Source organism: Chryseobacterium sp. BIGb0232 (assembly GCF_024810195.1).
Lineage (GTDB): Bacteria > Bacteroidota > Bacteroidia > Flavobacteriales > Weeksellaceae > Chryseobacterium > Chryseobacterium pennae.
In genome coordinates this window covers 1,226,102-1,244,540 of sequence record NZ_JANUEH010000001.1, presented here as the reverse complement: position 1 = coordinate 1,244,540, position 18,439 = coordinate 1,226,102, and the positions used below count along the sequence as shown (strand labels likewise).

Annotated in this window: 15 protein-coding genes; 12 read left to right on the top strand and 3 right to left on the bottom strand. The window is 34.4% G+C overall.

Annotated features, from left to right (window positions below; all coding sequences use genetic code 11):
• Window positions 1–219: 219 nt before the first annotated feature.
• The 3 genes from M2372_RS05365 to M2372_RS05355 form a co-directional block, all read right to left on the bottom strand.
• Complete coding sequence (locus tag M2372_RS05365; RefSeq protein ID WP_115970168.1) at window positions 220–1,878, bottom strand: ribonucleoside-diphosphate reductase subunit alpha; 1,659 nt, start codon at window positions 1,876–1,878, stop codon at window positions 220–222.
• A 56-nt stretch (window positions 1,879–1,934) separates the two neighbouring features.
• Complete coding sequence (locus tag M2372_RS05360; RefSeq protein ID WP_123318059.1) at window positions 1,935–2,225, bottom strand: DUF1398 family protein; 291 nt, start codon at window positions 2,223–2,225, stop codon at window positions 1,935–1,937.
• 108 nt (window positions 2,226–2,333) lie between these two features.
• Entirely contained in the window at window positions 2,334–3,308 is a 975-nt protein-coding gene (locus M2372_RS05355; RefSeq protein ID WP_115970234.1) for a ribonucleotide-diphosphate reductase subunit beta, read from the bottom strand.
• A 423-nt stretch (window positions 3,309–3,731) separates the two neighbouring features.
• Between M2372_RS05355 and M2372_RS05350 the strand changes: the two genes are divergently transcribed.
• The 12 genes from M2372_RS05350 to M2372_RS05295 all read left to right on the top strand — a co-directional run bounded on the left by M2372_RS05350 (window position 3,732) and on the right by M2372_RS05295 (window position 18,433).
• Complete coding sequence (locus M2372_RS05350; protein WP_123318060.1) at window positions 3,732–4,421, top strand: ABC transporter ATP-binding protein; 690 nt, start codon at window positions 3,732–3,734, stop codon at window positions 4,419–4,421.
• Window positions 4,422–4,506: 85 nt separating this feature from the next.
• A complete protein-coding gene (locus M2372_RS05345) occupies window positions 4,507–5,739 on the top strand; it encodes an ABC transporter permease (protein WP_115970171.1) in 1,233 nt (410 codons plus the stop codon).
• Between the two features lie 84 nt (window positions 5,740–5,823).
• A complete protein-coding gene (locus M2372_RS05340) occupies window positions 5,824–7,095 on the top strand; it encodes an ABC transporter permease (protein WP_115970172.1) in 1,272 nt (423 codons plus the stop codon).
• Between the two features lie 99 nt (window positions 7,096–7,194).
• Complete coding sequence (locus M2372_RS05335) at window positions 7,195–8,406, top strand: efflux RND transporter periplasmic adaptor subunit (protein WP_185018689.1); 1,212 nt, start codon at window positions 7,195–7,197, stop codon at window positions 8,404–8,406.
• Between the two features lie 175 nt (window positions 8,407–8,581).
• Window positions 8,582–10,099, top strand: coding sequence for a glycosyltransferase family 39 protein (locus tag M2372_RS05330; RefSeq protein WP_123318062.1), 1,518 nt, complete (start codon window positions 8,582–8,584; stop codon window positions 10,097–10,099).
• 228 nt (window positions 10,100–10,327) lie between these two features.
• Complete coding sequence (locus tag M2372_RS05325; protein WP_115970175.1) at window positions 10,328–11,365, top strand: cytochrome-c peroxidase; 1,038 nt, start codon at window positions 10,328–10,330, stop codon at window positions 11,363–11,365.
• A gap of 151 nt (window positions 11,366–11,516) precedes the next feature.
• A complete protein-coding gene (locus tag M2372_RS05320; RefSeq protein WP_123318063.1) occupies window positions 11,517–12,419 on the top strand; it encodes an NAD(P)/FAD-dependent oxidoreductase in 903 nt (300 codons plus the stop codon).
• A 152-nt stretch (window positions 12,420–12,571) separates the two neighbouring features.
• A complete protein-coding gene (gene glyA / locus M2372_RS05315) occupies window positions 12,572–13,837 on the top strand; it encodes a serine hydroxymethyltransferase (protein WP_123318064.1) in 1,266 nt (421 codons plus the stop codon).
• 50 nt (window positions 13,838–13,887) lie between these two features.
• The gene (locus M2372_RS05310; RefSeq protein ID WP_409013130.1) at window positions 13,888–14,352 is read left to right on the top strand and encodes a regulatory protein RecX; all 465 of its coding nucleotides are present in this window, start codon (window positions 13,888–13,890) and stop codon (window positions 14,350–14,352) included.
• A 33-nt stretch (window positions 14,353–14,385) separates the two neighbouring features.
• Entirely contained in the window at window positions 14,386–15,522 is a 1,137-nt protein-coding gene (locus M2372_RS05305) for an aminotransferase class I/II-fold pyridoxal phosphate-dependent enzyme (protein ID WP_123318066.1), read from the top strand.
• Window positions 15,523–15,648: 126 nt separating this feature from the next.
• Window positions 15,649–17,577, top strand: a complete 1,929-nt coding sequence (locus M2372_RS05300) for a nucleoside-diphosphate sugar epimerase/dehydratase (protein WP_123318067.1) — start codon at window positions 15,649–15,651, stop codon at window positions 17,575–17,577.
• 37 nt (window positions 17,578–17,614) lie between these two features.
• Window positions 17,615–18,433, top strand: a complete 819-nt coding sequence (locus tag M2372_RS05295) for a polysaccharide biosynthesis/export family protein (protein ID WP_123318068.1) — start codon at window positions 17,615–17,617, stop codon at window positions 18,431–18,433.
• Window positions 18,434–18,439: the final 6 nt, after the last annotated feature.

The window sequence follows — 18,439 nt, the reverse complement described above, 5'->3', positions numbered from 1 at the left end:
TTACTTCAATATAATTCTTTTTCATAGGCTCGGAATTTTTTCCGGGCCTTTTGTTTAAAAAATAGATACATTGCTTTGATTGGGAATGTAATCAATTTAAAATGATCCCAAACTTTCGGAGTGAATGTCTCTCAAGAGTTTTTTATATTTTGAGTTGCAAATAAAAAAGCACGCCTTACGACGTGCCTTTGCTAATATAGCGTGTTTATTATTTGTAGTCTATGCTTCACAAGCTGAACATGTTACAAAGTTCACCATCATTTCTTTTGAAACGGAAGAACTTCTTTGGTAGTAAAGAGTTTTTACTCCTTTTTTCCAAGCTTCGATATAGAGATAGTTTACATCTTTTACAGGCATTGTAGAAGGAATCTGAAGATTCAGAGACTGTGCCTGGTCAATATATTGCTGTCTTTGTGCAGCCTGGGAGATAACCTCCATCGGAGAGATTTCCTTGAATGTTTTGAATACAGCTTTTTCTTCTTCGGTTAATTCAGTTAGGTGTTGTACAGAACCATGATTTAACATGATCGTTCTCCAGGTTTCCTCATTATCCAATCCTTTTTCTTCTAATAATTTAGCCAGATATTTATTCTTACGCATAAAGTTTCCTTTTGCTAAACCTGCTTTATAATAATTAGATGCGAATGGCTCAATTCCTGGAGAGGTCTGTCCTAAAATTGCAGAACTTGAAGTGGTAGGAGCAATGGCCATTGTAGTGGTATTTCTCAATCCATAACCTTTCAGTAATTCCGGTTCACCGTAAATATTAGCAAGTTCTCTGGAAGCCTGTTCTGCCTGTTCTTTAATATGTTTAAAAGCTCTTGCGTTAAACTGAGTTGCCTCAAAGCTTTCAAACGGAATCATATTTTTCTGTAAATAGGAGTGGTATCCTAAAACACCTAACCCAAGAGCTCTGTGACGCATAGCGAAGTTTCTAGCTCCTTGTAAATAATAATTCCCTTCAGTTTTTTCGATAAATTCTGATAAAACAGCATCTAAGAAATAAATAGCCAGTTTTACTGCATCCGTATCTTTCCACTCATCATATAATTCTAAGTTCATAGATGATAAACAGCAGATGAAAGATTCTTCTCTTGTAGATGGAAGCATAATTTCAGAACAAAGGTTACTTGCGTTAACAGGTAATCCTAAGTCTTTGTAAACCTGTGGCTTATTTCTATTTACGTTATCTGTAAAGAAAATATAAGGAAGACCTTTTTGCTGACGGCTTTCTAAAACTCTTGCCCAGATCTTACGCTTATCCATATCCCCATCAATCATATCCTGCATCCAGTAATCCGGAACACAAATTCCTGTGAATAGGTTTTGGATAGGGCTTCCAATATCTTTAATGGATAAAAATTCTTCAATATCACCATGGTCGATGTCCAGATAAGCAGCAAAAGCACCTCTTCTCACTCCTCCCTGAGAAACCACATCCATTGCTGTATCAAACAATTTCATGAAAGAAACTGCTCCTGAAGATTTACCATTATCTGTTACAGCAGTACCTCTGTTACGAAGTTCTCCGAAATATCCTGAAGTTCCGCCTCCGATCTTAGTCTGCATGATTACTTCACCCATTTTGTGAGTAATTCCTTCAATACTATCGGGAATGTGAACATTGAAACATGAGATAGGAAGACCTCTCTGTGTTCCCATATTAGCCCATACCGGTGAAGAAAAACTGATCCATCCTTTGGTGATCATTTCTTTGAATGCAGCTTGTAATTCAGGCTTATATAATTTTTTTGCGGCAGCGGTGGTGATTCTGTCAATGGCTCCGTCTACTGTTTCTCCTTTCAACAGATATCCTCTGTTTAGCATCTGTTCAGACTCTTCATTGAGCCACCATATATTTGAATTTTGCTCTTCCATAGATGTTATATTTTCGAATTCCAAAATGAGATAATCACTCAGGAATTTTGTATTTTTTATATTATTGATTGTAAAAATTCTACTTTGTGGGAACCGTTTAGTCCACTTTCATCTCTTAATTTTTGAAACTCTTTAAAAGATGGTACATTCAAAACCTCATGCTGAATTTCTTCATTGATGTAGTTAGAATAATGCACAAAGGTAACACCATCTTCCTTTACATACACCTTATATTCAAATATTGATTGATCCAGATTTTTAAAATCCTCTAAAAACTTTTGAATATTGGCTTTATTTGTAGGAACAAATTCAGGGTTTACGGTGTAGCTTACAATTACATTAATCATCTTTTATATTTGTGCTTATTAAGTCAACTGTGATTCTGTTTTTAATTGTATTATGGATGACGTGATAATACAGTCTGTTTTGACGCTCGCTTCGCTCGCGCCCTTAAACTAAAACAAATCGTTTGCTGTAATACTCTTATCGTGCTTCGTATAATCTACTGGTCTTTTTGCGAAGAAATCATCCATAGAGTTGGCAAAAACCTCTTCTTCAAACCATTTCATAGGGCGGTATTCCTCAGGAGAAACATTATAACGGGTTTCCATATTGATCTTCTTTAAACTGTCATCAACACGATATTTCATAAAGTTCAATAGATCTTCTCTTGAGAAAACATTTAATTCTCCAAGCTCAAAGATCCAGTCTAAGATTTCTCCTTCCAATTCTATAGATTGGTCTACCAATGTGTAGATGTCTTCAATATCTGAATCTGTCAATAGGTCGGGTTGCTCCTCACGGATTTTATTGATCAGATAAATTCCTGCATTAGCGTGAATTTGCTCATCAATAGAAGTCCATGCAATAATATTGGAAACATTCTTCATATATCCTTTGAATCTTGTGAAAGAAAGGATGATGGCAAATTGTGAGAAAAGCGATACATTTTCAATAAGGATACTGAATAATAAAAGAGAAGAAACGTATTCTTTTGGTGTTGTAGAATTGGCGTGTTTAAGAACATTTGATAAGAAATCAATTCTCTTTTTTACGGCAGGAATTTCTATTACATTTGAAAATTCTTCATTATATCCCAACACTTCCAATAAACGGGAATAAGCTTCAGAATGTCGGAATTCACATTCTGCAAAAGTAGCTCCCAGTCCATTCAATTCAGGTTTTGGCATGTGGTTGTATAGGTTTCCCCAGAATGTCTTTACAGACACCTCGATCTGTGCAATGGCTAAAAGCGCATTTTTCACAGCATGCTTTTCATGTGGTTCCAACTGCGAATGAAAATCTTGTACATCTGCAGTAAAGTCCACTTCTGAATGTACCCAGAATGATTTGTTGATAGCTTCTACAAATTGCAGAACCTCCGGGTATTCAAATGGCTTATAGCTTACTCTCTTATCAAAAATTCCCATATTAAATATCTTTATAATTAAATAATTCAGATCTCTGTGGATAATGTTCAGAAGAAGTGTAACTTTTTGTTTTTGTGATGGTTGTGAATTTAAGTTATTCACACTGTAAGTTTTCTTTTCTGAGCAAAATCTAATGACAAAGTTCGAAAAAAAGAACTGATTTTGAAAGAGGTAAATACTAATAGGCTGACTTTTAGCTGTAAAAGTTTTCCACATTTACATGAAACTGGCACAGATAATAGGCTAGAAGGCAATATAGGGGATAAATACATGGAAAACTTAAGTTACAGTTAAACAAAATTTATTAACCTGCTTTAAATAAAGGATTAAAGGGTTAAACAAAAAAATATTTGAATAAATTTTCAATCTTGTAACAATTTGAAATTATCATCTACTTATTGGGTATAAAACATACATCACTTAATGTTAGTAATTCAGGATTTACATAAGTCATACGATACAGGGAAAAGCAAACTTCATGTTTTGAAGGGGATCAATCTGAATATTTCAGAAGGAGAGTTTGTTTCCATTATGGGAAGTTCAGGTTCCGGAAAGTCTACCCTTCTTAATATCATTGGGATTCTGGATGAAAAAGATTCAGGAACCTATGAATTGGATGGTGTTCCTATTGAGCATTTATCAGAAGTGAAAGCGGCAGAATACAGAAGTAAGTTTTTAGGGTTTATTTTTCAATCCTTTAATCTTATCAGCTATAAGACAGCCCTGGAAAATGTAGCTCTTCCTCTATACTATCAGAACGTACCGAGAAAAGAAAGAAATCAGAAAGCCATGGAATATCTGGAGAAAGTAGGTCTTGCACAATGGGCCAATCACCTTCCCAATGAACTTTCTGGAGGACAGAAACAAAGGGTCGCGATTGCAAGGGCTCTTATCACAAATCCGAAAGTGGTATTGGCAGATGAACCTACCGGAGCATTGGATTCCAAAACCACCCATGATATTATGAAGCTTCTTCAGGATATTAACAATGAAGGAAAAACTATCATTGTGGTAACCCACGAACCGGATGTAGCCGCACAGACAAAAAGAAACGTAGTCCTGAAGGACGGTATCATTGAAAGTGATGAGTTTATTAAGCAGATTGTACTTTAGACAATTTGAAAATTTGGAAATGAGATAATTTGAAAATTGAATGACTTTATTCTTTTAATTTTTCAATCTTTTAATATTAATAAAAATGTTTGACCTAGATCGTTGGCAGGAAATATTCAGTTCTATCCGTAGTAATGTACTTCGGACGGTACTTTCGGGATTTACGGTAGCCTTGGGACTGTTTATTTTTATTGTTCTTTTTGGAATAGGAAAAGGGCTTCAGAATGCTTTCTCGGAAGGATTTGCAGGAGATGCCAAAAACCTGATTACCATTTATACAGGAAAAACTACCTTAGCTTATAAAGGATTACAATCCGATAGAAATGTTAGTATGAACAATGATGACTACGATTTTCTTGTCAATGCAGATAAAGAAAATGTAGGAGCATCCAGTCCAAGATATGCGACCAATTTAATGGTCAAATATGGCAAAGAAAGTGGACTTTATCAGGTACATGGTGCAGAGCCGGGAGAACAGGTTATTGAAAACAGAAAGCTAGTTGATGGACGTTACATTAATTCTTTCGACTTAGCCAGAAAACAGAATGTAGCGGTTATCGGAAGAATGGTTCAGAGAGACCTTATTAAAAACGGAGGTTCTATCGGGAAAGAACTGGATATTAACGGAACAATGTTTAAAGTTGTTGGGGTATTTTCAGATGATGGCGGGGACAGAGATGAAAGACACATTACCGTACCCATTACCACTTTACAGCAGATGAAAAAAGGGTCTGATACCGTGAATACGGTTTATATAGCCTATAATGATAAACTGCTCAACCCTCAGGATGCAATCAAGTATGGAGACGAGCTGAGAGATAAACTGAAAGCAAGGAAAAATGTTTCTCCTGATGACGAAAATGGAGTTCGTGTATGGAATAATGCCAAGAATATGAATGATACATTCACCTTTATGGCGGTTCTTACTGCAATCGTAGGGTTTATTGGACTGGGAACATTATTAGCGGGAATTATCGGGATCAGTAATATCATGGTTTATATTGTAAAAGAAAGAACCAAGGAAATTGGAGTACGAAAAGCTATTGGAGCCAAACCGGCAGGAATTGTTGCCCTTATTGTTCAGGAAAGTGTCGTGATTACTGTAGTCTCCGGATTTGTGGGAATAGGAGTGGGTGTTTTAACATTAAGCCTGATTGGTGACAGCCTTGAAGAATTCTTCATTAAAAGTCCGAGTGTAGGTTGGGGATCCATCTTTATGGCATTTATAGCATTAGTTTTCTCCGGATTGATCGCAGGGTTTGTTCCGGCATACAGAGCTTCAAGAATTAAACCGATTGAAGCATTGAGAACAGAATAGTAATTGAAAATAAGATAATCTGTAAATGTAGTAATGACAGCTATTTACTCTTTTACAACTATTAATAATTTATAATTCAGAAAGGTGAATATCATATTTAAAAAAGATACTTGGCAGGAGATCTATTATTCATTGAGAAATAATAAGCTCCGAACATTTCTTACCATGATTGGGGTAGGATGGGGCATGTTTTTATATGTGAGCCTTCTTGGGGCAGCAAAAGGGATGGAGAATGGTTTTGATAAGTTGTTTTCCGGGTTTGCTACCAATTCCATTTTCCTGTGGGCACAGAAAACATCTATTCCGTATGAAGGGTTTCCGAAAGGAAGAGATGTTCATTTGAACTTACCGGATATGGAAATGCTGAAAAGAAAAGTAATCGATATTGATTATATATCACCTCAGAATGCAAGAGGAAGTTTTACAGGAACACCTGGGGAATCTATGTCAAGAAACGGGAAAAGTGCTACTTACTCTTTGACGGGAGATTATTCTGTAGGAAACAAGATTTCAGAAAAGAAGCTGATTTTCGGACGTTATATCAACGATGCAGATGTTTCCGGTAACAAAAATGTGGTAGTGATCGGAGAAGAGATTTATAAAAACTTTTTTGATTCCAAGAAAAAAGAAGATCCTATAGGGCAGTCTATCAATATAAAAGGAATATTCTTCAATGTAATTGGTGTTTTCAGAGTAAAAAAAGGAGGTGGTTTTGAAAATGATCAAACAGCATTTATTCCACTATCCACTTATACTAAGATGTATAATGCGGGAGAGCAGATTGATATGTTTGCTATTGTCAGTAAACCTAATGCCAACGTTAATGGAGTAGAAGAAGAAGTAAAGCAGGTTTTGAAGGTGAAAAATAAAATTTCCCCTGAAGATACCAATGCCTTTGGAAGTTTCAACTTAGGAAAAGAATTTAAAAAACTGACAGGTTTCCTTACAGGGATGCAGCTTTTAACCATTATTGTTGGAACATTAACGATCCTGGCAGGAGTTATTGCCATTTCAAACATTCTTTTGATTACTGTAAAAGAAAGGACAAAGGAAATAGGCATCAGAAGAGCATTGGGAGCCAAGCCTGCTGAAGTAAGAAACCAGATCCTGCTGGAAAGTGTTGTGATTACACTCTCTTCCGGGTTGCTGGGATTTATGTTTGGAATCTTTGTGCTGATGATCTTAAATATGGCCACGCAGGGACAGGACTCGTTTCCTTTCTATAATCCAACGGTAAACTACGGAAACGTATTTGCTGCCATGGCTGTAATGGTTATATTAGGATTGATTATTGGGATGATCCCTGCGCAGAGAGCAGTGAAAATCAGGCCGATTGAAGCATTAAGAACAGAATAATAATTTGAAAATCAAATAATTTGAGTATTTAAAAATATAAAAGTATCATCTTGTAATTTTTAAATCATTCAATCTTTTAATAAAAAATAAACTATACATATGAAAAAGAAATTCACTTGGAAAAAAGCCATTTATATTGTATTGGGGCTTTTATTTGCAGTGGCATTGTTCTCAGGGATCGGTTATCTGGTAAAATCGAATTCCCAAGAAGGCGAGGCTTTCCTTACCCGTAAACCCAGTATTCAGAATATGGATGATAAGGTAATGGCCACCGGAAAAATTGTTCCAAAGGAAGAAATTGAAATTAAGCCCAATATTACAGGGATTATCGATAAAATTTTAGTAAAAGAAGGAGATAAAGTAGAAGTAGGCCAGCTCATTGCTACTGTGAAAATTGTACCAAGTATTTCCGAAGTAAACGCTGCTCAGCAGGAAGTTCAGAATGCACAGATTCAGATCAGCAATGCGCAGATGAATGTAGGCAATATGCAGAAGCAGTTTGAAATGCAGGATAAACTGTATAAGCAGGGAGTAGCTTCTAAACAGGAGTTTCTTAATGCCCAGCAGCAGCTTTTCTCTCAGCAGCAAACTCTTAAAAATTCTCAGCAACAGCTGAATACAGCACAGAAAAGATTACAGATTGCGAAAACCGGTGCTACTCCTGAACTTCAGGGTCAAGGTCTGGCTACTACGCAAATCCGTTCCAAAGCTTCAGGAACAGTTCTTGAGGTTCCTGTAAAATTAGGAAGCCAGGTAATTGAAGCGAATAACTTTAATGCCGGAACAACAATCTGTTCCGTAGCAGATCTGAATTCTCTGATCTTTAAAGGAGAGATTGATGAAGCTCAGGCTGGAAAATTAAAGCAGGGTATGGATATGAACATTGTAATTGGTGCTTTACAAAACAAAACTTTCCCTGGAAAACTGACCATGATTGCTCCAAAAGGAAAAGATAATGTAGGAACAATCAAGTTCCCAGTTGAAGGTAACGTAGAAAACCCTAACAATGAATATATCAGAGCAGGATTCTCTGCTAACGGAGAAATTGTATTAAGCTCTCAGAAAAATGCTTTATTACTGGACGAATCTTTAGTTCAGTATGAAAAAAAGCAAGGGAAAGATGTTCCTTTTGTAGAAGTAAAGCAGAAAGACGGAAAGTTTAAAAAAGTATATTTAAAACTTGGGGCTAGTGACGGAATTAATGTTCAGGTTCTTCCGGGATCTGATATTACCAAAGATTCTGAAATAAAAGTTTGGAACCCGTCAGATAAAGACAAAGAAGAATTGAAAGAAAAATCAAAAGCAAAATAATAAACTACACTATACATTTTAAACTGTTAGATCCCGGAGATATATTCTTCGGGATTTTTTATAGAATAGTAAAGGTATCATATCTCCCAGCATATAGTTTCTAATATTTTTTCATCTTTAAAATGTAATAGATCAGAAGTTTAAAATGTCTTATTTTTAGTTTTAAAATATAGCCATGAAGAAAAGCAGCCTTATTCTTATTATTTTTATCATCGTCAAATTTATTCTTCAATATTCGCTGATAAGTCCTGAATACGACCTGCAACGAGATGAATATTTACATTTGGACCAGGGGAATCATCTTGCCTGGGGCTATATTTCCGTTCCTCCTGTAAGTTCATGGATATCATGGCTGATAAAGGCATTAGGTGATTCTGTATTTTGGATTAAATTTTTTCCGGCTTTATTCGGAGCATTAACAATAGTTGTTGTCTGGAAAGCTATTGAAGAATTAAAAGGTGGCCTTTTTGCTTGTCTTCTTGCATCATTGGGACTGTTGTTTTCCTCATTACTTCGTTTGAACATGTTGTATCAACCCAATTCATTAGATGTTCTTTTGTGGACTTCCTTTTTCTATATTCTGATAAAATATGTCAATACTGAAAAAATAAGTTGGCTGTATTGGGGTGGTTTCATTTTCGCGATTGGAATATTGAATAAATACAATATCGTTTTTCTTGCATTAGGATTTATTCCAGCTCTTTTAATGACTAAGCAAAGAAAGATTTTTGCAAATCCTCATACATATGGCGCTTCACTTTTAGCCCTAGTGATTATTTTTCCCAATCTCATCTGGCAGTATAATAATAATTTTCCGGTAGTTCATCACATGAAAGAGCTTTCCGAATATCAGTTAGTAAATGTCAATAGGTTTGACTTTTTGAAATCTCAGTTTTTATTCTTTATCGGGGTAACTTTTGTTATTCTGTTTGGTTTTTATGCTTTGTTGTTTTATAAATCTTTCGAAAAAATTAGGTTTTTCTTTTGGGGATATATGATCACCATATCTGTATTTATGTTTTTTAGAGCAAAAGACTATTATGCTGTAGGTATTTACCCTATTTATATAGGTTTCGGGGCTGTTTACCTTGAGGAAATTTTAAAAAGCGGATGGAAGAGGTTTCTCAAACCTATTTGTATTTTACATCCTATCCTTTTGTTTTTGCCAATATACAATCTAGCATTTCCTAATAAACCTCCGGAATCTATAGTTCAGAATCCAGATTCTTATAAGAAATTTGGACTCTTGCGTTGGGAAGATGGTAAAGATCATTCTTTACCTCAGGATTTTGCAGACATGTTGGGCTGGAAAGAATTAGCTCAAAAAGTAGATAAAGAATATTCTAGACTGTCAAAATCCGGAAATACCTTAGTGCTTTGTGATAATTATGGGCAGGCAGGAGCTATTAATTTTTATTCAAAAAAAGGAGTGAAGGCCGTTTCATTCAACGCAGATTATATCAATTGGATGGATTTAAGTAAGAAGTATAAAAATCTGATTAGAGTTAAAGATACTCCAGAAAATGAACTCCAAAAAACCGGAGCTTTTTTCAATTATTCGATACTGGCGGATTCTGTCACTAATCCATATGCAAGAGAAAAGGGAACTGTTATTTTTAGTTTTGAAGATGCAAAAATTGACATACGCAGAAGACTTCAGAATGAAATAGATGAAGTGAAAAGTAGAAATTAACGAACATATAGCTGTAGTTGAGTCTAATAGGTTTAAGGGATTCGAAAAAAAAAATGTTTAAGTCAGGTTAATTTTTAGAATAGTTTATTCTTGAGGTTTATGATTAATGAATGTTGTTGAGAATAGTATGTTTTATATATTATTTATTTCTGATTTGTTATATCCTTTAGTTTTGATTTAATATTGTGAATAGGTTTTATTATTTTTAATTTCACCTAAAAACATAATATGAAAAATTTAATTTTAATATTGGGCCTTCTGATATTATTTTCATGCCAGGGAAATAAAGAGAAGACAGAAACCGATATTCCTTTAATTCCAATGTTTACCGAGTTGCAAAATAAAGCAAAAGCTATATTTGGTGCTTTACCTGGCTTCGTGGATAATCCAATCAGTCCTATAAGTGACGAAAAAGTACTATTGGGAAAAGCATTGTATTTTGATCCTATCCTTTCGAAGAATGGAACCCAAAGTTGTAATACATGCCATAATCTAAACACCTATGGAGTGGATAATAAAGCTTTTTCTCCTGGAGACGCTAAAGGATCTGTAGGAGTAAGGAATTCACCTTCTACTTTGAATGCAGCGCTTCATACAGCACAATTTTGGGACGGAAGAGCAAAGTCTCTTGAAGAACAAGCTGGCAAGCCTATCCTAAATCCTATAGAAATGGGAATTCCTGATGAAAATTTTGTTATTGAAAGACTTAAGAAAAACGAAAAATATCAAAAAATGTTTGCCACTGCTTTTCCAAAGGATAAGAGTCCCATCAATTGGGATAATCTTACCAACGCAATTGGAGCATTTGAAAGAAAGTTAATAACTCCTTCCCGTTTTGATAAATACATTGAGGGAGATAATAATGCTTTAACAGATAAAGAAAAACTTGGACTTCAAAACTTTATTGATGTGGGATGTATTACTTGTCATACTGGTCCGGCTTTAGGAGGTAATTCTTTTCAGAAATTCGGAGTATATAAAGAATATTGGAAGGAAACTAAAAGTACTAAAATTGATGAAGGTAAGTCGGCTATTAGTAAAAATGAAGCCGAAAAATATATGTTTAAAGTTCCTTCTTTGAGAAATGTTACTAAAACCTCACCTTATTTTCATGATGGGAGCGTGACAGATTTGAAGGAAGTCATCAGAATAATGGGTAAAATACAATTGGATAAAGAATTAACATCAGAGCAAGTCGATAATATATATGCTTTTTTTGAATCATTAACAGGTGAAGTTAATCCTGAATTAGCAAAAGCACCTTAATCTTTTGAACAGATATTTTGTCAAAAAATAATTCCTGAATTCAGATGTTCAGGAATCATTTTTATTTATTAATTATTTAATGCAATAAAGTTGCGTTAAATGATTTTTATTGTAATTTTGTATATCAATAAATTATATCCCGACAGAAAGTATGCAAAACAAAAAAATGGATGTTATTATCATAGGAGGGAGTTACTCCGGATTATCTGCAGCAATGGCATTGGGTAGATCTTTGAGAAACGTGTTGATTATAGATCACGGAAAGCCATCTAACAGACAGACTCCGCATTCCCATAATTTTATTACCCATGATGGAAAAACTCCAAAAGAAATCAGAGAACTAGCGAAAAAGGATGTAGAAAAATATAAGACGGTACAGTTTTATGAAGGTGAAGCTAAGAAAATAGAGAAAAATGGAGATGTCTTTTGTGTTGAGTTGTTTTCCGGTGATGAGTTTTATGCTAAAAATATTATTCTGGCTTCCGGAGTAAAAGATATGATGCCGGATATTCCAGGATTTTCAGAATGTTGGGGGATTTCTGTCATCCATTGTCCCTATTGTCATGGTTATGAAGTAAGAAATGAAATAACAGGCATTTTAGCAGACGGTGACTTAGCTTTTGAATTTTCAAAGTTGGTCTTTAATTTGACAAAAGAGCTCACCTTATTCACTAATGGGAAAACAAAGCTTACCCATAAACAGGTTGAAAAGTTAAAACAGAATAAGATCAATCTTAATGAAGAAGAAATAGAGAATATTGAACATGAAAATGGGTATATTCAAAAAATAATTTTCAAAGATGGTAGCGTTGCACCTTTAAAAGCCTTATATGCAAAAATCCCTTTTGAGCAGAATGTTGATGTATCAGAATTAGGCTGTGAGCTAACAGAATATGGGTTTATCAAAGCAGATTTTATGCAGAAAACGTCTGTTCCCGGAGTTTTCGCTTGTGGAGATAATGTAACGATGATGAGGTCTGTAGCCAATGCCGTTGCACAGGGTAATTTAGCAGGAGCTGTTGTGAATAAAGAGCTTTCTGAAGAGGAGTTTTAAAGATTTACCTTATACAATCTGAGGATATAAATGATTTGATTGTTTTTCCGTCTTTTTATTGTTTAGTGTTTAAAAATCATCCTTGTCAATACTAAAATCTCAACGAAAAATCCGTATATTTGGGGTGAAAAATTTCAAAAACTAAAAGTAAAATGGATATTATTTTTGACCTGATTGAAAAGGAAAGACAAAGACAAGCCCATGGATTAGAGCTTATCGCATCGGAAAATTTTGTTTCTGAAAATGTGATGAAAGCAATGGGAAGTGTACTGACAAATAAATATGCTGAAGGCTATCCCGGGAAAAGATATTACGGAGGATGTGAAGTTGTGGATGAGGTTGAAACCTTAGCGATCAACAGAGCAAAAGAACTTTTCGGAGTAGATTATGTAAACGTTCAGCCGCATTCCGGATCTCAGGCAAATGCAGCCATATATCTTGCAGTTTTGAAACCAGGAGATAAAATCATGGGAATGGATCTTTCAATGGGAGGACACCTTACCCACGGTTCTGCAGTAAACTTCTCAGGAATTCAGTATGAAGTAGTTTCTTACGGAGTAGAAAGAGAAACGGGTCTTATCGACTACAACCAAATGAGAGAAGTTGCTTTAAGAGAAAAACCTAAAATGCTGATCGCTGGATTCTCTGCTTATTCAAGAGATCTTGATTATGCTAAATACAGAGAGATTGCAGATGAAATCGGAGCAACACTTTGGGCTGATATTGCTCACCCTGCAGGTTTAGTAGCTAAAGGATTATTGAATTCACCATTTGAACACTGTCACGTAGTAACTACGACTACTCACAAGACTTTAAGAGGTCCAAGAGGAGGAATGATCATGATGGGTAAAGATTTTGAAAATACTTACGGTCATAAAACTCCAAAAGGAGAAACAAAAATGATGAGCCAGGTATTGGATGGTGCTGTATTCCCTGGAATTCAGGGAGGTCCGCTAGAGCACGTAATTGCCGGTAAAGCTGTTGCTTTCGGCGAAGCTTTGGATGGTCAGTTTGAAACTTATGCAAAACAGGTTAGAGCTAATGCTCAGGCATTATCAAAAGCAATGATCGACAAAGGATTCGATATCGTGAGCGGAGGTACAGATAACCACTTAATGTTGGTAGACCTTAGAAATAAAGGCGTAAACGGTAAAGAAACAGAAAAAGCATTAGTACTTGCTGATATTACATGTAACAAAAACATGGTTCCTTTTGATGATAAGTCACCATTTACTACATCCGGTATCAGATTAGGAACAGCTGCTATTACAACAAGAGGACTTAAAGAAAATGATATGGAAACTATTGCAGGATTAATCTCTGAAGTAGTAGATAATATCAAAAATGAAGAAGTTCTTGCATCGGTAAGAAAGAAAGTAAATGAATTAATGGAAGGAAAAGCATTGTTCAACTACTAATATAAAATATAATATAGTATAAAGAATGGGCGGAAGCTCATTCTTTTTTTATTCATATGGAAAAGAAATCTTTTACTTTTGTTGAAATCAAGCAGAAACTGGTCAGCTATTGTGTGTATCAGGATCGTTGTCATGCTGAAGTGGAACAGAAAATGAGGGAATTTCTGCTGATTGAAGAGGCTAAAGAAGAAATTATTCTCTATCTGATGAAAGAAAATTATCTCAATGAGGAAAGGTTTACCAGAAGCTATATCCGAGGCAAATTTTATATCAAACATTGGGGAAGAAATAAGATCAGAATGAATCTGAAGCAAAAGCAAATCTCTGAAAAACTGATCAATATGTGTTTTGATGAAATCTATGAAGATGACTATACCAAAACGATCACAAGAATCTACGAAGATTACTCTTCTAAACAAAAAGGACTGCAGGAATATCAGAAAAAAGCGAAGACCATAAAATATTTGATGAGCAGAGGTTTTGAATATGAGAAAATAAATGATATTTTTGACTGAAAAATTTGACCAAAACACCAAAACGCAAAAAGCTTGGAAGAAAAGAAGATTTGGCTGTCACCTCCCCACTTAGGAGGAAATGAATTGAAATATATACAAGATGCCTTTGATACCAATTGGGTATCTCAATATGGTTCAAATATAGATAGTTTTGAGAGAACACTTGAAAACTATCTTGGAAATAATTCATTTGTAACGGCTTTGTCTTCAGGAACAGCTGCAATACATTTAGCCTTGCGATTATTGAATGTTCAGGAAGGTGATTTTGTTTTGTGCCAGTCATTTACATTTGTTGCTTCTGCTAATCCCATTCTTTATCAAAAAGCCATTCCTGTTTTTGTAGATAGTGAATCCACTACCTGGAATATTTGTCCAAACGCATTGGAGGATGCCATTAAATATTGCTTGAAGCAAGGAAAAAAGCCCAAAGCAATTATTACTGTTTCTCTATATGGGATGCCATTTATGGTAGATGAAATTCTAGAAATATCACAAAAATATGAGATTCCGATTATTGAGGATAGTGCCGAAGCATTAGGAAGTAAATACAAAAATAAACCTTGCGGAAATTTCGGAGACTTATCAATTATTAGTTTTAACGGAAATAAGATTATTACAACCTCTGGTGGCGGAATTCTTATATCAAGAGATCGGGAATCTAAAAACCAAATACTTTACTTTGCTACGCAGGCAAAAGAAAACCGAGATTATTATAGTCATTCAGAAGTTGGATACAATTATAGAATGAGTAATATTTCGGCAGGAATAGGAAGGGGGCAGCTGGAAGTTTTAGAAGACAGGATAATAAAAAGAAGAGAGAACCATCGATTCTATCGTGATATTTTTGAAAAATATGAAGAAATTGATCTCTTAGAAGAACCTAATGAAGATTTCTTTTCAAATTATTGGCTGAATACAATCACTTTTGAAAAAAAGGATTCGAAAATTACAAAAGAAAAGTTAAAACAAGTATTTTCTGAAAGTAATATAGAGACCAGATACTTGTGGAAGCCGATGCATCTTCAGGTATTATTTGAAAAGTATAAATTTTTTGGCAGTAATGTTTGTGGTATACTTTTTGACAAGGGTTTATGTCTACCATCCGGGACTAATCTGACTGATGGGGATAAAGATAAAATAAAGAATATCCTGATTAATCTCAAGGATTAGATTTATTTTTTTCAGATTTAGGGAATTGATGAGATTTTATTTTAATTTTGCATGATCCCTAGAAATTGATATTAATTTAATAAAGGGGTTTTGTACCGAATAATAATATGAACACAAATAAAGACAATGTATAATTCTTTCAGAAAAAAAATATTTGGAGGAGATAATGTTGTCAATCTCTCAGATGTAAGATATCTTCCCAGATGGATAATACTCATAATAGATATTATTATTCTGGTTATATCCTTATTTCTTTCAACGTATATTATCGAAAAAATCACTCAAAAAGAGTTTATTTACCATGAAGATAAAAGTGTAGTTTTTGCTTTTATTATACTGGTGAATACAATCTTTATGTATCTTTTTAAGACTTATGCAGGGATTATTAGGCATTCTACTTTTATAGATTTATTTAAGCTTCTTATTTCATGCTTTTGTACCATGTTTGTTGTAGCTACAATCAATATGACGTATTTCTGGGTGACGGGAGGTAAATTTATTCTAACTCCCTATCTGGTTTTATATTTTGTAATCTCTTTTATGGGATTATTTCTCTTTAGACTTTATGTCAAAGAGTTTTTTCACATTGTAAGAGAATATAGAAGAAGTGCTTTGAAAAAAAGGATTTTAGTACTGGGTATTGATGAACAATCTATTGCTATTGCCCGAGCTATTTTGGATAATCCAAATCTGCCTTACCAAGTAGTGGGTTTTTTGACTCAGCGGACAGATTCAAAGAGAGCTTCACTTCTTGGAAAACCAATCTATGCAAAAGAAAAGATTGAAACCAGTACAAAAGATGATCTTGTTATAGATGGGATTATTATTGTCAAGGAAATGATGGCAAAGGATGAAATGAATTCCTGGGTCAATTTATTTCTGGAAAAAGATCTGAATGTATTTAAGGCCCCTTCTGTTCAAAAATTAAGAGATAGTGATTTAGGAGGATCAATACGAAACCTTCAGATTGAAGATTTACTTAACAGAAAACCTATAAAGATAGAAAACGAAGAAGTTAAGAGCAGACATTATGGCAAAACTGTTTTAGTTACAGGTGGAGCTGGGTCTATTGGTAGTGAAATTGTCCGACAGGTAGCCCAATTTACTCCCTCATTAATTGTTGTACTTGATCAGGCCGAAACACCATTGTATGATATTGAACTTGAAATGAAGGAGAAGTTTCCTCATATCAGATTTAAATTTGTTCTGGCTGATGTTTCTAATATGAATAGGGTGGAAACATTATTTCAAACCTATAATTTTTCGATGGTATACCATGCGGCGGCATATAAGCATGTACCTTTAGTTGAAGATAATCCTAATGAAGCAATTCGCGTAAATGTTTTGGGGTCAAAGAATATCGCTCTTTTATCAAGCCGATATAAGGTTAATAGATTTGTTATGATCTCTACAGATAAAGCTGTGAATCCTACAAATGTAATGGGAGCATCAAAAAGAGCTGCTGAATTATTTGTACAGTCTTTACAACATACTGAGGGAAATACTACAAAATTTATTACGACAAGATTCGGAAATGTTTTGGGGTCAAATGGTTCTGTTATTCCTCACTTTAAAAAGCAAATAGAAGCTGGTGGCCCGGTAACGATTACCCATCCTGATATTGTAAGATATTTTATGACGATTCCTGAAGCCTGTGAACTTGTTCTTCAGGCTGGAACAATGGGACATGGAGGGGAGATCTTTGTATTTGATATGGGAGAACCTGTAAAGATTTTAGATTTGGCCAACAGAATGATAAAGTTATCTGGATTTGAACCCAATATTGATATTAAGATTATTTATACAGGGCTTAGACCAGGTGAAAAGCTATACGAAGAGCTATTAAGTGATAACGCAAAAACTCTTCCCACTCACCATGATAAAATTATGATTTCTAAGGATCCTATTATATCATTTTCAGAAATTGATGATCTTGTTAGTTTGATCACTGAAGCATCCATAATGAAAGAAAAAGTAGAGGTGGTGAAAATTTTAAAACTCATAGTTCCTGAGTTTAGAAGTAATAACTCCATCTATGAGGTTTTAGATAGGTAAAAAAAAATATAAATGTATATTTGTACAATTTTAAAATATGAAAAGTAAAATAATAGGAATGTTTTGTATTTTCTTATTGATTTCTTGTAAGGTCAATGAGAAGGCAAAAAATGATTTAAACTATATGCAAAATATAGAAAATGTTGCTATAGAATCATCTACGAAAAATTCAAACTCTACAATACAGTCAGGTGATCAATTAGTTATTCTTATTACTGCTAAGGATATGGATGTTGTAAAAGCATTTAATCAAAATTATTCATCTTCCGAACTTATTCAGACAAATACCTTTGCCGGAGGTAATACTCCTAATCAAGGCTTAACAACTATCTCTGGGCCTACTTATATTGTAGATTCTAAAGGTGAGATAGATTTTCCTATAGTAGGAAAGCTTAATACAACAGGAAAAACATTATCTGAATTTAAAGATATATTGAGATCAGAAATGACCCGATATGTTATTAATCCAACTGTAAATATTAGATTAGCTAATTTTAAAATTACAGTTTTAGGAGAAGTTACGAGACAGGGAGATTATGTGGTTTCCAACGGACAGGCTACTATTCTTAATGCCCTTGGTATGGCTGGTGACTTAACAGCATATGGTAAAAGAGATAATATACTGATCATCAGAAATGAAAACGGGGAGATAACACATGGTAAAATAAATCTTCAGGATGCCAATCTAATTAATTCACCTTATTATCATTTAAAACAAGGAGATGCTATTATTGTAGCGGCAAGTAATACAAAAGATTTAGCCTCTAAACAAAACCCAAATACAGGATTATATTTAACAGCTGCTTCAATTGCTATAACAGCAGCAGCAGTTGTTGTAAGTTTAATCAAGAAGTAAAAAATT

Bases quoted from the DNA above. Each gene is read 5' to 3' on its own strand.
- M2372_RS05365 (WP_115970168.1), bottom strand. From the start codon at position 1,878: ATGGAAGAGCAAAATTCAAATATATGGTGGCTCAATGAAGAGTCTGAA.
- M2372_RS05360 (WP_123318059.1), bottom strand. From the start codon at position 2,225: ATGATTAATGTAATTGTAAGCTACACCGTAAACCCTGAATTTGTTCCT.
- M2372_RS05355 (WP_115970234.1), bottom strand. From the start codon at position 3,308: ATGGGAATTTTTGATAAGAGAGTAAGCTATAAGCCATTTGAATACCCG.
- M2372_RS05350 (WP_123318060.1), top strand. From the start codon at position 3,732: ATGTTAGTAATTCAGGATTTACATAAGTCATACGATACAGGGAAAAGC.
- M2372_RS05345 (WP_115970171.1), top strand. From the start codon at position 4,507: ATGTTTGACCTAGATCGTTGGCAGGAAATATTCAGTTCTATCCGTAGT.
- M2372_RS05335 (WP_185018689.1), top strand. From the start codon at position 7,195: ATGAAAAAGAAATTCACTTGGAAAAAAGCCATTTATATTGTATTGGGG.
- M2372_RS05330 (WP_123318062.1), top strand. From the start codon at position 8,582: ATGAAGAAAAGCAGCCTTATTCTTATTATTTTTATCATCGTCAAATTT.
- M2372_RS05325 (WP_115970175.1), top strand. From the start codon at position 10,328: ATGAAAAATTTAATTTTAATATTGGGCCTTCTGATATTATTTTCATGC.
- M2372_RS05320 (WP_123318063.1), top strand. From the start codon at position 11,517: ATGCAAAACAAAAAAATGGATGTTATTATCATAGGAGGGAGTTACTCC.
- glyA (WP_123318064.1), top strand. From the start codon at position 12,572: ATGGATATTATTTTTGACCTGATTGAAAAGGAAAGACAAAGACAAGCC.
- M2372_RS05300 (WP_123318067.1), top strand. From the start codon at position 15,649: ATGTATAATTCTTTCAGAAAAAAAATATTTGGAGGAGATAATGTTGTC.
- M2372_RS05295 (WP_123318068.1), top strand. From the start codon at position 17,615: ATGAAAAGTAAAATAATAGGAATGTTTTGTATTTTCTTATTGATTTCT.